The organism is Agromyces mediolanus (assembly GCF_044917495.1).
In the GTDB taxonomy this organism is placed as follows: domain Bacteria; phylum Actinomycetota; class Actinomycetes; order Actinomycetales; family Microbacteriaceae; genus Agromyces; species Agromyces mediolanus_B.
The window spans coordinates 1-13628 of the sequence record NZ_JAVSSI010000018.1 but is presented as its reverse complement, the minus strand read 5'-3'; the positions used below and the strand labels follow the sequence as shown (position 1 = coordinate 13628).

The 13628-nt window shown below is 73.9% G+C and carries 12 protein-coding genes and 1 pseudogene; 6 read left to right on the top strand and 7 right to left on the bottom strand.

The features are described from left to right. Positions 1–16 precede the first annotated feature (16 nt). Positions 17–979, bottom strand: coding sequence for a cation diffusion facilitator family transporter (locus ROT00_RS17245; protein WP_404776270.1), 963 nt, complete (start codon positions 977–979; stop codon positions 17–19). A gap of 185 nt (positions 980–1164) precedes the next feature. Beyond that, entirely contained in the window at positions 1165–2652 is a 1488-nt protein-coding gene (locus ROT00_RS17240; protein ID WP_404776269.1) for an APC family permease, read from the bottom strand. A gap of 180 nt (positions 2653–2832) precedes the next feature. Here ROT00_RS17240 and proC point away from each other — a divergent pair, with 180 nt between their 5' ends. Next, positions 2833–3678, top strand: a complete 846-nt coding sequence (gene proC / locus ROT00_RS17235; protein ID WP_404776268.1) for a pyrroline-5-carboxylate reductase — start codon at positions 2833–2835, stop codon at positions 3676–3678. Further along, positions 3675–4979, top strand: a complete 1305-nt coding sequence (locus tag ROT00_RS17230) for a beta-N-acetylhexosaminidase (RefSeq protein ID WP_404776267.1) — start codon at positions 3675–3677, stop codon at positions 4977–4979. Before proC ends, ROT00_RS17230 begins: the two co-directional genes overlap by 4 nt. A 75-nt stretch (positions 4980–5054) precedes the next feature. Here the strand turns inward: ROT00_RS17230 and ROT00_RS17225 are convergent, their stop codons facing one another. Continuing rightward, positions 5055–5303, bottom strand: a complete 249-nt coding sequence (locus ROT00_RS17225; RefSeq protein WP_404776266.1) for a hypothetical protein — start codon at positions 5301–5303, stop codon at positions 5055–5057. Positions 5304–5466: 163 nt separating this feature from the next. On the opposite strand from ROT00_RS17225, the gene ROT00_RS17220 reads away from it, so the two are divergent. After that, on the top strand, positions 5467–5853 hold the full coding sequence (locus ROT00_RS17220; RefSeq protein WP_404776265.1) for a YciI family protein: 387 nt from the start codon (positions 5467–5469) through the stop codon (positions 5851–5853). Next, the gene (locus ROT00_RS17215) at positions 5850–7136 is read left to right on the top strand and encodes a DUF6596 domain-containing protein (protein ID WP_404776264.1); all 1287 of its coding nucleotides are present in this window, start codon (positions 5850–5852) and stop codon (positions 7134–7136) included. The genes ROT00_RS17220 and ROT00_RS17215 overlap by 4 nt, the downstream gene beginning before the upstream one ends. 4 nt (positions 7137–7140) lie before the next feature. Here the strand turns inward: ROT00_RS17215 and ROT00_RS17210 are convergent, their stop codons facing one another. Then, entirely contained in the window at positions 7141–8775 is a 1635-nt protein-coding gene (locus ROT00_RS17210; RefSeq protein ID WP_404776263.1) for an amidohydrolase, read from the bottom strand. Positions 8776–8950: 175 nt separating this feature from the next. Between ROT00_RS17210 and ROT00_RS17205 the strand changes: the two genes are divergently transcribed. Both ROT00_RS17205 and ROT00_RS17200 read left to right on the top strand, forming a co-directional pair. Next, positions 8951–9973 carry a P1 family peptidase gene (locus ROT00_RS17205; protein WP_404776262.1) on the top strand — a complete coding sequence of 341 codons (1023 nt, stop codon included), beginning with the start codon at positions 8951–8953 and terminating at the stop codon, positions 9971–9973. Next, positions 9970–11046, top strand: a complete 1077-nt coding sequence (locus ROT00_RS17200) for a C45 family autoproteolytic acyltransferase/hydrolase (protein WP_404776261.1) — start codon at positions 9970–9972, stop codon at positions 11044–11046. Before ROT00_RS17205 ends, ROT00_RS17200 begins: the two co-directional genes overlap by 4 nt. 47 nt (positions 11047–11093) lie before the next feature. On the opposite strand, the gene rlmC is transcribed toward ROT00_RS17200, so the two are convergent. The 3 genes and pseudogenes from rlmC to ROT00_RS17185 form a co-directional block, all read right to left on the bottom strand. Continuing rightward, positions 11094–12257 (bottom strand): 23S rRNA (uracil(747)-C(5))-methyltransferase RlmC, encoded by a 1164-nt coding sequence (rlmC, locus tag ROT00_RS17195; RefSeq protein WP_404776260.1) that lies wholly within the window; start codon positions 12255–12257, stop codon positions 11094–11096. Between the two features lie 38 nt (positions 12258–12295). Continuing rightward, positions 12296–12988 (bottom strand): response regulator, encoded by a 693-nt coding sequence (locus ROT00_RS17190; RefSeq protein WP_404776259.1) that lies wholly within the window; start codon positions 12986–12988, stop codon positions 12296–12298. Then, positions 12985–13437 (bottom strand): annotated as a pseudogene (locus tag ROT00_RS17185) (sensor histidine kinase); the annotation flags it as partial. The gene ROT00_RS17190 and the pseudogene ROT00_RS17185, both read right to left, overlap by 4 nt. Positions 13438–13628: the final 191 nt, after the last annotated feature.

Genomic DNA, 13628 nt, shown 5'->3' with positions numbered 1-13628 from the left:
GCCACGGAGGCGACGGTCACTCCAGGCCCTTGATGACGATCGCATCGGTCGGGGGCGCCGTGTGGTGCGGATCGACGTAGACGTCCGGCTCGATGTAGATCACCCGCGCCGCGGGCACCGCCTGGCGGATGCGCTGCTCGATCACGTTCGTCGCCGCGGCCACCTCGAGCAGCCGCTGATCGGCGGCGAAGCCGAGCTTCGCGGCCACGAGCAGCTCATCCGGCCCCAGGTAGAGGGTCTTCATGTGGATGATCCGCTCGATCTCCGGCCCCGCCGTGATCGCCTGCTCGATCTTCTCGACGTCGGCGTCGTTCGCGCCCTCGCCCACGAGGAGGCTCTTCGTCTCGATGCCGAGGACGATCGCCACGACGATCAGCAGCGTGCCGATCATGAGCGTGCCGATCGCGTCGAACAGCGGGTTGCCCGTGATGATCGTGAGCCCGACGCCGAACAGGGCGAAGACGAGACCGAGGAGGGCCGCGACATCCTCGAGCAGCACCACCGGCAGCTCCGGCGCCTTCGCCCGCCGGACGAACTGCACCCAGCTCTGCCGGCCCCGCAGCGGATTCGACTCCTTGATCGCCGTGCGCAGCGAGAACGACTCCAGCGCGATCGCGATGACGAGCACCAGGATCGGCAACCACGGCACCTCGAGCTCGTGCGGGTGCTGGATCTTCTCGATGCCCTCGTAGATCGAGAACAGGCCGCCGACCGAGAACAGGATGATCGCCACGACGAACGCGTACACGTAGCGCTCGCGGCCGTAGCCGAACGGGTGCTCCTTGTCGGCGGCGCGGCGCGCCTTGCGACCGCCGAAGATCAGCAGCAGCTGGTTGCCCGAGTCGGCGAAGGAGTGCACCGCCTCCGCCAGCATCGAGCTCGAACCCGAGAACGCCCAGGCGATGAGCTTCGTGACGGCGATGCCGAGGTTGGCGAGGAAGGCCGCGATGATGGCTTTGGTTCCGCCCGATGCGCTCATGGATCGATTCTAGGAGCCGTGGATGCCTCGAGCGTGATGGGCTCTGCCGATTGCGCCCGATGCGCTCATGGATCGATTCTAGGAGCCGCGGATGCCTCGAGCGTGATGGGCTCTGCCGATTGCGCCCGATGCGCTCATGGATCGATTCTAGGAGCCGCGGATGCCTGGAGCGTGATGGCTTGGCCTCAGTCGATCTGCGCGAGGTGGGTGGTCGGCGTCCCCAGGTTCTGCGCGAGCCGCTCGAAGCGCTCCGGCCGGGTGCGCCGCCACCGTCGCGCGACCAGCACACCCGTGACGAAGAGGACCGGCGTCGGCAGGATCAGCGCCGCGTTCACGAGCGTCCCCTCGAGTCCGCTGATGATCGAGAAGTTCAGCACCACCACCACCCAGGCGACGCCGAGGCCGATCGCGCCGACGAGCGGCGCGACGACGACCCGCCACGGCGAGTGCCCCCGCCGATCCCGGACGAAGTACGCGACGACCGCGAAGCCCGCGACCGCCTGGGCGAAGATGATCGCGGCGACGCCGGTGGCGTAGACGACCATCGCGAACACCAGGAACGGGTCGGCGCCGGTGACGGCGCAGACGACGATCGGCACCATCGAGATGGCCGAGACGGCGAGGCTCGCATTGGCAGGCGAACCGTGCTTCGGATGCACCCGGCCGAGCACCGGCGGCAGCGCCTCGTCGCGTCCGAGCGAGAACAGGTAGCGCGCCGAGGCGTTGTGGAACGCCATCACGCAGGCGACGAAGCTCGTGACGACGAGCACCGACAGCACGATCGCGGCCCAGTGCCCGAGGTACGTGTCCGACGCCGCGAAGATCATGTCCTGGAAGTCGTCCTGGGCGGATGCCTCGAGCACCCCGTCGGTGCCGAAGGCGACGGTGTACATCCAGAAGGCGAAGGAGTAGAAGATCCCGAGGAAGCCGACCGCGATGTAGGTCGCGAGCGGCACGGTGCGCTCCGGGCGCTTCGCCTCCTCCGCGTAGATGGCGGTCCCCTCGAACCCGACGAAGGCGCCGAAGCCGAGCACGAACAGGGCCGCGGCCCCGGGGACGAACAGGTGCGCCGGGTTGTACGACTCCGCCGACATCGGCTCGGGGCCGCCGGTCGCGAGCACCGCGACGGAGAGGATGACGAGGATCGCGACCTCGGCGGTGAGGAGCACGGCGAGCAGCCGGGCGCCCGCCTCGGCACTGCGGCGGCCGAGGAATGCGACGAGCACCCAGCCGAGCAGCGCCCCGACGGTCCAGTGCACCTCGACCCCGAGGACGGTGCGCACGCCGATGCTCGTGAAGATCCCGATGAAGCCGAAGAAGCTGGCCGTGAGCACGACGTAGGCGAAGGTCGTGACGGCGGCGATGCCGAGCCCGGCGGGGCGGCCCAGCCCCCGCCCGACGTACGCGTAGAACGCGGCCGCGTTCGTCACGTGCCGGCTCATCGCGGTGAAGCCCATCGCGAAGCAGATCAGCACCGCCGCGCAGATCAGCATCGCGAGCGGGCCGCCGAGTCCGCCGAGTCGGAAGTTCGTCGGTCCTGAGCTCGCCGCCACCGTGAGTGGCGCCGCAGCGGATACCACGAGCGCGACGACGGCGAAGATGCCCAGGCTGCCGGCACGGAGCCGCTGCGGCGGACCCGTCTCACTCGGGGCAGGCGATCGAAGGTCGGTCACGGTGGTGCTCCTCTGCGGTCCCGCTCACGTGCGCGCGTGCACGATGAGATCGGTGCCGACGCTAGTTCCGTGTTGGGATACCACGCATCGGCGAGCCGGGCATCCCGCGCGGACGGTCAACACCCGTGCGCCCGCCGTCAACAGCGGAGGGAGGCCGGAGCCGCTCCTAGGATGGGGCGCATGACTGCCGACGCGCCATCCCTTCCCGTCATCGCGTTCCTCGGCGCCGGCTCGATGGCCCGGGCCGTGCTGCACGGCCTGCTCCAGCCGGGCGTCGCCGTCGCCGGCATCCGTGCGACCAACCGCAGCGCCGAGAAGGCCGCCGAACTCGCCGGGCTGCCCGGCGTCACCGCCTTCGCGACGGAGCAGGATGCCGAGGCGAACCGCCGCGCGGTCGCCGGCGCCGGCCTCGTCGTCGTGGCCGTGAAGCCCGCGATGGTGCCCGAGCTCCTCCGCGAGATCGCCGACGCGCTCGAGCCCGGCACGGTCGTCGTCTCCGTCGCGGCCGGCGTCACCGTCGCGACGTTCGAGTCGATCCTGCCGGCCCACGTCGCCGTCGTGCGCACCATGCCGAACACGCCCGCCGTCGTCGGCCGCGCCGTCACCGGGGTCTCCGCCGGCACCCGGTCGAGCGACGCCGAGCTCGACCTCGTGGTGCGGCTCTTCGAGACGGTCGGCGAGGTGCTCGTCGTGCCCGAGTCGCAGCTCGACGCGCTCTCCACGATCTCGGGCTCGGGGCCCGCGTACGTCTTCTATCTGATCGAGCAGCTCACGGCCGCGGCGGTCGCGAAGGGCTTCACGCCCGAGCAGGCGGCGACGATGGTGCAGGGCACCTTCCGCGGCGCGAGCGAGCTGCTCGCCGACTCGGGGGAGGAGCCGGCCGAGCTCCGCCGCCGGGTGACGAGCCCGAAGGGCACCACCGAGCGCGCCGTCGCCGTGCTCGAGTCGGCCGGCCTCGAGGAGCTGTTCGCCCGCGCCACGGACGCCGCGCTCGCCCGCGCGCGCGAGCTCGCCGCCGGCGCATGAGCGCCGCCGTGCCGCCCGCCGCCGGACTGCGGTTCACGGGGGAGCCGCGCTTCGCCTGGCGCGGCGTCATGCTCGACGTCGCGCGGCGCTTCCGGCCGCTCCCGGAGCTGTACCGCTTCGTCGACCTCCTCGCCGCGCACCGGATCGCCGTGCTGCAGCTGCACCTCTCCGACGATCAGGGCTGGCGCTTCGAGGTGCGGGCGTACCCGCGGCTCACCGAGCTCGGCGGGCGCCGCTCGGAGACCCAGCTCGGGCACGGGCCCGACTCGACGCTCGACGGCGTGCCGCACGAGGGCTGGTACCGGCAGGCCGAGCTGCGCGAGCTCGTCGCCTACGCGGCGGAGCGGGGCATCCGCGTCGTCCCGGAGCTCGACGTCCCCGGGCACGCGAGCGCCGTCCTCGCCGCGTACCCCGAGTTCGGCGTCGGCGGCGCCGAGGCGGTCGCCCGGCGGGTGCGGGAGCCGTGGACCCGCTTCGGCATCAGCGACGAGGTGCTGAACGTCGAAGAGGCGACCCTCGAGTTCATCGGGACGGTCTTCGACGAGCTCTGCGAGGTGTTCGACGACGAGGTCGTCGGCATCGGCGGCGACGAGGTGCGCAAGGACCGCTGGCGCGCCGACCCGCGCACGCAGGAGCTCATGGCCGAACGCGGCATCGCCGACGAGGAGGAGCTGCAGGCCTGGTTCCTCGCCCGCGTCGCCGACGGCCTCCGCGCCCGAGGCCGGCGCGCCGTCGGCTGGGACGAGATGCTCGAGGGGCGGGATCCGGCGCCCGATGCGGTCGTCGCCTCCTGGCGCGGGCCCGTGGGGGCGAGGCTCGGGGCGCGCCTCGGCCACGACGTCGTGCTCTGCCCCGACCTGTGGACCTACTTCGACTATCGGCAGTCGGATGACCCGGCCGAGCCGATCCCGGTCGGCACCGTGCTCTCCCTCGACGACGTCGCGGGCTTCGACCCGGTGCCCGAGACGGAGCCGGGATGGTTCGCCGAGCGGGTCGTCGGCGTGCAGGCGAACGTCTGGGCCGAGCACCTCGACGGTCCCGAACGGCTCGACTACGCCGTGTTCCCGCGGCTCGGCGCGTTCGCCGAGGTGGCGTGGACGGGGCATCCGCTCGACCCGGCGGACTTCGCGGCGCGGCTGCCCGACTACCTCGCCTGGCTCGACGCGCAGGGCGTCGGCTTCCGGCCGACGGCCGGTCCCCGGCCGGATCAGCAGCGCCCCGGCGTGCCGGGGGTGCCGCGCGAGCGCGCCTCGCGCATCGCCGAGCTCGAGCGGCTCACCGCGGGGCTCGCGGGCGCCTGAGACGTGGAACGCGGGGCCGGCCAACGATGGCCGACCCCGCGTCCGGGTCTCCCGGGACGATCCCGGGTCTCTGGGCTAGCCCGCGTGCTTCGCGTCGCGCGAACGCACCGCGCGCGCGGCGGTGCGCACGAGCCGGACCGCGACGAGGGTCGCGGCGGCGATGGCGACGGCGGCAGCTCCGGTGAGGAGTCCGGCGAGCGCCGCGCCGTCCGTCGCGGGCGTCGCGCCCGAGTCGAGACGGCCGAGATAGCCGAACGCGAATCCGATGATGAACAGCCACGTTGCGACGATGATGGTCGCGGGGACGATTCCGATCCTTCGCATGTCACCTCCTTTGCATGACCGATCAGTATAGCCGACGAAACTGCGGAAAGGCCTGAACAGGGCCCGTTTCGTTCCGGGTGTCGATTTCCGGGGCCCGGATTCGTCACCATGGTGTGACGATCGTCGTCACAGCCCGCGAGCGGGCTGAGAGCTGGGAGACACCATGACCGACACGTACGTCTACCTCATCCACGAGCCCGACTGGGACTCCGACGCGTTCCTCGGCGGCGGGGGTGTACCGGGCGGCGACCCGGAGGCGAACTTCCCCGCGCACAAGGCGTTCCAGGAGGCCGTCGAGCGGCTCGGCGCGCGCATCGTCGGCGGCTCCGCGCTGCAGAACGCGAAGTACGGCGGACGGGTCACGCCCGGTGCCGGCGACCGCGTCGAGGCCGACGCCGTCTACTCCGACGGGCCCTACCCCGACACGAGCGAAGTCGTCTCCGGCTTCTACCTCGTCGAGACCGACGACGAGTCGCTCGCCCGCCGCATCGCCGCCCTCGTGCCCACCGGCGGCCACATCGAATGGCGGAAGGTCTTCCCCACCTCGTGAACGGATCCGCCGCCGGCCTCGGCGAGGACTTCGCCGACGCCTGGCCGCGCGTCGTCCGCGCGCTCGCCGCCTACACGGGGAGTCTCGACGACGCGCAGGAGTACGCCGCCGAGGCGATGGCGCGGGCCGTCGCCGAGGCCGGCGGCGGACGGTCCATCGGCTCGCTCGCCGCCTGGTGCACCGCGGTCGGCAAGCGGGCCTTCCTCGACGAGCGGCGGCGCGCCGCCACCGAGCGCCGGCACGCCGAACGCGAGGCCTCCGAGCTCGCCGACGGGCCGCGCGAAGCGGAGTGGGCGGAGCCCGAGGCAGCCGCGGGCGCGGCGCTCGGCGACGCCCTCGACGACCGGCTCGCGCTCCTCTTCGTGGCCTGCGACCCGGCGCTCACCGAACAGGCCAGGCTCGTCCTCGCCCTGCGCGTGGTGTGCGGCCTCGACGTGCCGCGCATCGCCGCGCATCTCGGGGTGCAGTCGACGGCCGCCGCGGCGCGGCTCACCCGGGCCAAGCGCGCCCTCGCCGAGGCCCGCGGGGGCTTCCGCGTGCCGGAGGGGCCCGAGCGCCGCGCGCGCCTGCCGGTCGTCCTCGCGAGCGTCGCCGGCATGTTCACCGTCGCCCACCGTGACGTGCTCGACCCGGGCACGCCCCTCGACGACCTCGGCCGGCAGGCGCTGTCGATCGCCGACGCGCTCGTCGCCGAGTTCCCCGACGATGCGGAGGTGCGCGGGCTCCGCGCGGTCATCCGGCTCGGGCTCGCGCGGCGTCCGGGTCGGCTGGACGCCGAGGGCGCGGCGGTGCCGCTCGACGAGGCCGACCGGCGGCGCTGGGACGCCCGGCTCATCGAGGCGGGCCTCGCGGATGCCGCGGCCGCGGCCGATCGCGGCGACGGCCGCTTCGTGCTCGAGGCCGCGATCGCCGGGCTGCACACCTCCGCGCCGAGCTTCGCGGAGACCGACTGGGAACGGGTCGTCGCCTTCTATCGGGCGCTCGAGCGGGTCTGGGGCGCCCCCTCGGTGACCGTCGCCCGGCTCGTCGCCGAGCAGCACCGCGCCCTGTTCAGCCCGCCGTCCGGCGAGCGCACGGCCGCCCTCCGCGGGGTCGAGCGGGAGCTCCGCGTGCTCGCCGGGGGCGCAGCACCCTATGCGGCGCTCGACGCCCGACTCGCCCTCGCGGACCTCGCGCGGCGCACCGGCCGGAGGCAGGAGGCCGCCGAACGGTACGCCGCGCTCGCCGCGGAGGTGCCGACCGAGCCGGTGCGGCGGCTCTGCGAGCGCCGCGCGGCGGGGTGAGGGCTCAGCGCTCGAAGACGGGCGCGCCGTCGACGAAGGTCGCGTCCACCCGGGTGGCGCCGATCTCCTCCGCGGGGATCGCGAGGAGGTTCCGGTCGAGCACCGCGAGGTCGGCGGCGTACCCCGGCGCGATGCGGCCCGTGTCGTCGAGCCGGTTCACGTGGGCGGAGCCGGCGGTGTACGCCTCGAGCGCCGTCGCGACGTCGATCGCCTGCTCGGGCAGGAACGGCTCGGTGGAGCGCCCCGGATGCCCCGCCGGGAGCGTCCGCGTCACGGCGACGTGGATGCCCGCGATCGGATCGGGCGTGGACACCGGCCAGTCGCTGCCGGCCGCGAGGCGCGCGCCGGCGGCGTGCAGGGCGCCGAACGGGTACTGCTGACCCGCGCGCTCGTCGCCGAGGAGCGGCACGGTGTGCTCGACCATGAGCGGGTCGTTGCACGCCCAGTACGGCTGGATGTTCGCCGTCACGCCGAGCTCGGCGAAGCGGGGCACGTCGAGCGGGTCGATGAGCTGCACGTGGGCGATGTGGTGGCGCGGGTCGGCTCCGCGGCGTGCGCCGCGGGCGGCGGCGATCGCGTCGAGGCTCTCCCGTACGGCGCGGTCGCCGATGCCGTGGAAGTGGAGCTGGAAGCCCTCCGCCTCGAGCCGCACGGCGATCTCGCGGAGGAGCTCGGGGTCGACGAACGACAGCCCGGTCTCGGCGTGCGCGGCGCGGTACGGCGCGAGGAGCGCCGCCGTCTCCGACTCGATGATGCCGTCCTGCATGATCTTCACAGTGGGGGTGCTGAAGCGGGTGCCGCGGAACCGCTCGCGGCGTTCGACGAGCTCGGGGATCTGCTCGAGTCCGCGCGTGCGGTCCCACCACAGCGCCCCGGTGACGCGGGCGGTCAGGCGGCCCGCCCGGTCGGCGCGCAGGTAGGCCTCGGCCGGGTCCTCGCCGTCCTCCGCGCGGGAGAGGATGGCGTCCTGCCAGGCGGTGATGCCGACGGCGTGCAGGTGCTCCTGGGCGCGCAGCACGGCGGCGTCGAGCTCGCCGGGCGTCGCGTCGGGGAGGAGCGCGAGCACGGGGCCGACGGCGCCCTCGAGGAGCAGCCCGGTGGGCCGGCCCGCGGCATCCCGCTCGATGCGCCCGTCGGCCGGGTCGGGGGTGTCCGCGTCGATGCCCGCCGCCGCGAGGGCGGCGGAGTTCACCCAGGCGCGGTGGCCGTCGTTGCCCCAGAGCAGGATCGGCCGGTCGGGGACGACGCGGTCGAGCAGTGCCGCGGTCGGCGGCCCGTCGGGGAACGCGGCCTGGGTCCAGCCGGCGCCCTGCAGGGTCCCATCGTCGGGATGGCTCGCCGCGTAGGCCGCGACGGCGGCGAGGTACTCCTCGACCGTCGCGAGGCCGCCGAGGTGGCAGCTCGACAGCTCGAGGGCGCCGAAGACGGGGTGGGCGTGAGCGTCCTGGAAGCCGGGCACGAGGAGGCGCCCGGCGAGGTCGACGGTGCGGGTGGCGGGGCCGGCGAGCTCGAGCAGGCCGTCGTCGCCGACGGCGACGATGCGGCCCTGCCGCACGGCGACGGCGGTCGCCGGGGGGCCGCCGGACGGCCGGGCACCGGTGAAGACATGGCCGCCGTGGAAGACGAGTTCGGGGATCATCTGGACGTCGTTGCTCCTCTCCGATCCGCCCGGGAGCGCGCTCCGAAGCGCCGAGTCGCGTCGGGTCGTGAATCTGAGCATCGCTCTTGACCGCGCTCGGCGAGGGCACTACCGTCGGACCGTGCCGGATCGTTCCGGCACTAGGCATCGTATGGGATCTCTGGAGAGGAACACAATGACGTACCCACCCCGCCGGCCGGCCGAGCTGCCGCGCTTCCGCGGACTCGACGGCAACCCGCAGCTCGCGCCGAGCCCCGTCCCCGGGACCCCGCGGGAACTGGTGGACCACGGCTTCGCCGAGCTCACCGTCGGCACCGCGGAGTACGCCGAAGGGCCCACGGGTGTGACGGTGATGCGGCTGCCCGACCACGCCCGCGTCGCGACCGACTTCCGCGGCGGCTCGAAGGGCCTGAGCGGCGGGTACCAGGTCGTCGAGGCGATCTGCTTCGCCGGGGGATCCGTCTACGGCTTCGGCGCGGCGACCGGCGTCGCCGAGGCGCTCCTCGCCGAGCGCGGGAACGACGTGTCCTTCCCCCGGCTCTCGCTCGTGAACGGCGCGATCATCTACGACTTCTCGGCGCGGAACAACGCCGTGATCCCGGATGCCGCGCTCGGGAAGGCCGCACTCGCGAACGCCGTCGCGGGCACGGTCCCGGTCGGCCGGGTGGGGGCGGGCGTCGCCGCGACGGTCGGCAAGATCGACTGGTCGCGCGCCGAGTTCGCCGGACAGGGCGCGGCCTACCGCGAGATCTCGGGCATCAAGCTCCTCGTCGTCACCGTCGTGAACGCCGTCGGCGCGATCCTCGACCGGGAGCAGCGCGTCGTGCGCGGCAACTACGACCCGGAGACGGGCGAGCGGCGCCACCCCGCCGAGGACTACGCGGCGGCCTTCGCCGGGGCGGGGGTGCCGGAGACCGAGCTCGGCAACACCACCATCACCGCGGTGTTCACGAACGTGCGACTCGACGACCGTCAGCTCGACCAGTTCGCGAAGCAGGTGCACAGCTCCATGCACCGGGCCATCCAGCCCTTCCACACGAGCCAGGACGGCGACGTGCTGTTCGCCGTGACCACCGACGAGGTGGACTTCCCGAGCGAGACGACGGCCGATCGGGGCGTGCACCAGCTCGCGCCGAGCGCGCTCGGCGCCATCGCCTCGGAGCTCGCCTGGGACGCCGTGCTGAGCGCCGCCGCATGATCATCCGACGACACGAGTCCGTGACCCGCGACCCCGCGACCCGCGGGGCGGAGATCGGCGAGCGCTTCCGCCCCCAGATCGCCGAGTCCCTCGACGGCTACTGGCGGCTCTTCCGGGCGAAGGGCATCGCCGAGGACCGCGCCCGGGATGCCGCCCTCCGCATCCTCGACGACGTCGCCGACTGGTCGCCGAGCCTCGCGACGGAGCTCGCGGGCCTCGCCGCCGGCGCCGGCCTCGACCCCTGGCAGGCCGCGCTCATGAGCGGCCGCACCGAGATCATCGCGCTCGCCGAGCCGAGCGGCCAGGGCGAGTGCTCGACCGGGGTGTTCCTCCCGGACGACGGGCAGGCGCCCCGCTCGCTGCAGATCTGGGACTGGTACACGCACCTCGCGACGGAGTCGCTCGCCTGGTCGTACGTGACCGACGCCGGGCGGCGGGTGCACGGCTTCACCGAGCTCGGCCTCCTCGGCAAGATCGGCATCAACGATGCCGGCGTCGGCAGCCACATGAACATGCTGAACCACGAGAGCGACGGCTCGGTGCCCGGCATCCCGCTGCACCTCATCGCCCGGCGCATCCACGACGAGGCCGCCTCGCTCGAGGAGGCGATCGAGCTCGTCCGAGGCGCCCGGCTCGGCGCCTCGACGACGCTCACCGTCGTCAGCTACGACGGCGAGCGCCCGCGGGCCGCGTTCCTCGAGGCGACCCCGGTCGGCGTCGCCGTCATCGAGGGCGCGCCGGGGGAGACGATGCGGCACACGAACCACTTCCTCGACGCCGGGCTCGCGCGCGGCGAGCGCAACCCCGACATGAGCGACACGCATGCCCGGCTCGCGATGCTCGACGAACGGGCGACCGCGTTCCGCGCGCTCGATCCGGTCGAGCGCGCCGCGCAGCTCATCGAGGGGCTCCCCGACGGCGGGCCCGTGTGCATCTTCTACCGCGACGAGGAGCACCCCGAGTTCAGCTGCGAGACGAAGGCGACGCTGTCGCTCGACTTCGACGAGCGCGTCCTCCGGTACCGGGCCGGCACCCCGGCCGCCGTCCGCGAGCACGGCTGGGAGGTGATCTGAGGCGCCGAGCCAGCGGCGAACGCACGGCCCGGCGCCGAACGCGCGGCTCAGCGCCGCTCGAGCAGCACCATCACCTCGAAGTGCGTCGTCTGCGGGAACATGTCGAACACCCGGGCCCGTACCGGCCGGTACGACGGCATCGCGCGCAGATCCTTCGCGAGGGACGCGGCGTTGCAGCTCGAGTAGAGCACGTGCGAGACGCCCGTGCTCTGCTCGAGCCAGCCGGCGAGCTCGGCCCCGATGCCGCGGCGCGGCGGGTTCACCACGACGAGGTCGGGCGGGGCATCCGCCGCGAGGGCGAACGCCGTCGCATCGCCGGCGGCGAAGCGCAGACGGCTGAGCGCGGCATCCGCCCGGCTGAGCTCCGCCGACGCGACGGCCTCGACGCTCGTCTCGATGCCGGTGATCTCGGGGCCGGGGGAGCCGGCGCCGTCGCGCCCGATCCCGGCCGTGCCGCTCGCGAGATGGAGGGCGAATCCGCCGACGCCGGAGTAGAGGTCCCACGCCGAGTCGGGGGCGAGCTCGCGGATCCACTCCCGCGCCTCCGCGTAGAGGGCCGCCGCGATCGCCGTGTTCGTCTGGAAGAAGCTCTGCGGCCGCAGGTGCATCGTCACGTCGTTCAGCCGCATCGGCAGGGTCTCCTGCTCGGTGAGCACGAGCTCCGACTCGCCCTCGAGCACCGCCTTGTGCTCGGGCAGCAGGTTCACCGTGACGACGCGCGCCTGCGGCAGCTCCGCGAGGAGCGTCGGCAGATGCTTGCGGATGCGGGAGACCGGCTCCGTCGAGCGCAGCACGAAGCGCACCATGAGCTCGCCGTCGGGCGACTCGGTGACGATGAGGTGCTTCAGCTCGCCCCGCCGGGCGGTGACGTCGTAGGGGGCGATGCGCGCGCGGGTGATGAAGCGGGCGAGCACCGGGAACGCCGCGCGATGCCCCGGCGAGCAGATGCCGCACGCCTGCAGGTCGACGCCGTGCCCGTCGGCGTCGAGGATGCCGATCGTCGGGGCGTCGACGGTGCCGCCGACGACCATCTTCGCCTTGTTGCGGTAGTCGCGCTCGCCGGAGGCGACGGGCGGATGCCACGCGCCGACGCCGAACGGGGCGAGCAGCTCCTCGGCGTGCGCCTGCTTCGCGGCGAGCTGCTCCGGGTACGGCTGCCCCATGAGGGCGCACGAGGTGCAGCGCCCGGCGTCGAAGTAGCCGCAGTCCACCCCTCAAGCGTAGGCCGCGCGCCGCCCGGCCCCGCGCGTCACGGCTCGAAGCGGTAGCCCATGCCGGGCTCGTTCAGGAAGTGGCGCGGCTCCGCCGGCACCGGCTCGAGTTTGCGCCGCAGCTGCGCGACGTAGAGCCGCAGATAGCCGGCGTCGTTCGCGTGGTACGGCCCCCAGACCTCCGAGAGGAGCATCTCGCGGGTCAGCAGCTTCCCCGGATGCTTCAGGAAGAGCTCCAGCAGGTGCCACTCCGTCGGGGTCAGCCGCACCGAGCCCGACGCGGCATCCGCCCCCTCGAGCCGGCGGATGGTCTTCGCCGCGAGATCGACCTCGAGCCCGCCGATGCGATGCAGCGCGCCGGCGTCCTCCTCGCCCGCGGGCCGGCGCGACCTCGCGCGGATCCGCGCGAGCAGCTCGTCCATCGCGAACGGCTTCGTCACGTAGTCGTCGGCGCCGGCGTCGAGCGCCTCGACCTTCTCGCCGGAGTCGGTGCGGCCGGACAGCACGAGGATCGGCACGCTCGACCACGCGCGCACCGCGCGGATCACGTCGAGACCGTCGACGCGCGGCATGCCGAGGTCGAGCAGGATGAGATCCGGATGCCCCGAGGCCGCCTGCTCGATCGCCTCCGCGCCGTCCCGGGCGTGCAGCACCTCGTAGCCGCGCGCGGCGAGCGTGATGCGGAGCGCGCGCTGCAGCTGCTCGTCGTCGTCGGCGAGGAGGATCCTCATCGCACCGGCCCTTCCTCGTCCGCGGCGTCCGGGTCCGTGCCTGTCGGGGCATCCGTCGCCTGGTCCGCCGCCCGCAGCGTGACCACCATGGTGAGTCCGCCGCCAGGGGTGTCCTCGACCTCGAGCGTGCCGTCCATGCCCTCGACGAATCCCTTCGAGAGCGCGAGTCCGAGCCCGAGCCCCGTCTCATTGTCGGTGTCGCCGAGGCGCTGGAACGGCGTGAACACGCCGTCGCGCCGCTCCACCGGGATGCCCGGGCCGCGATCGACGACGCGGAGCTGCACGCGCCCCCGGAACCCCGACGCCGAGACCCGCACCCGCTCGCCCGCGGGGGAGTGCCGCACCGCGTTCGCGAGCAGGTTCACCACCACCCGCTGCAGCAGCCCCGCGTCGGCGAGGAGCGGCGGCACGCCGTCGGCGGGGGGGGGGGGGGCCGCGGGCGGCCCCCCCCCCCCCGCCTCCACCCCCCCCCGCCCCACCCCCCCCCGCCCCCCCCCCCCCCCGCCCCCCCCCCCCCCCCCCCCCCCCCCCCCCCCCCCCCCCCCCCCCCCCCCCACCCCCCCCCCCACCCCCCCCCCCCCCCCCCCCCCCCCCCCCCCCCCCACCCCCCCACCCAACACCACACAAACACAAACCAAAA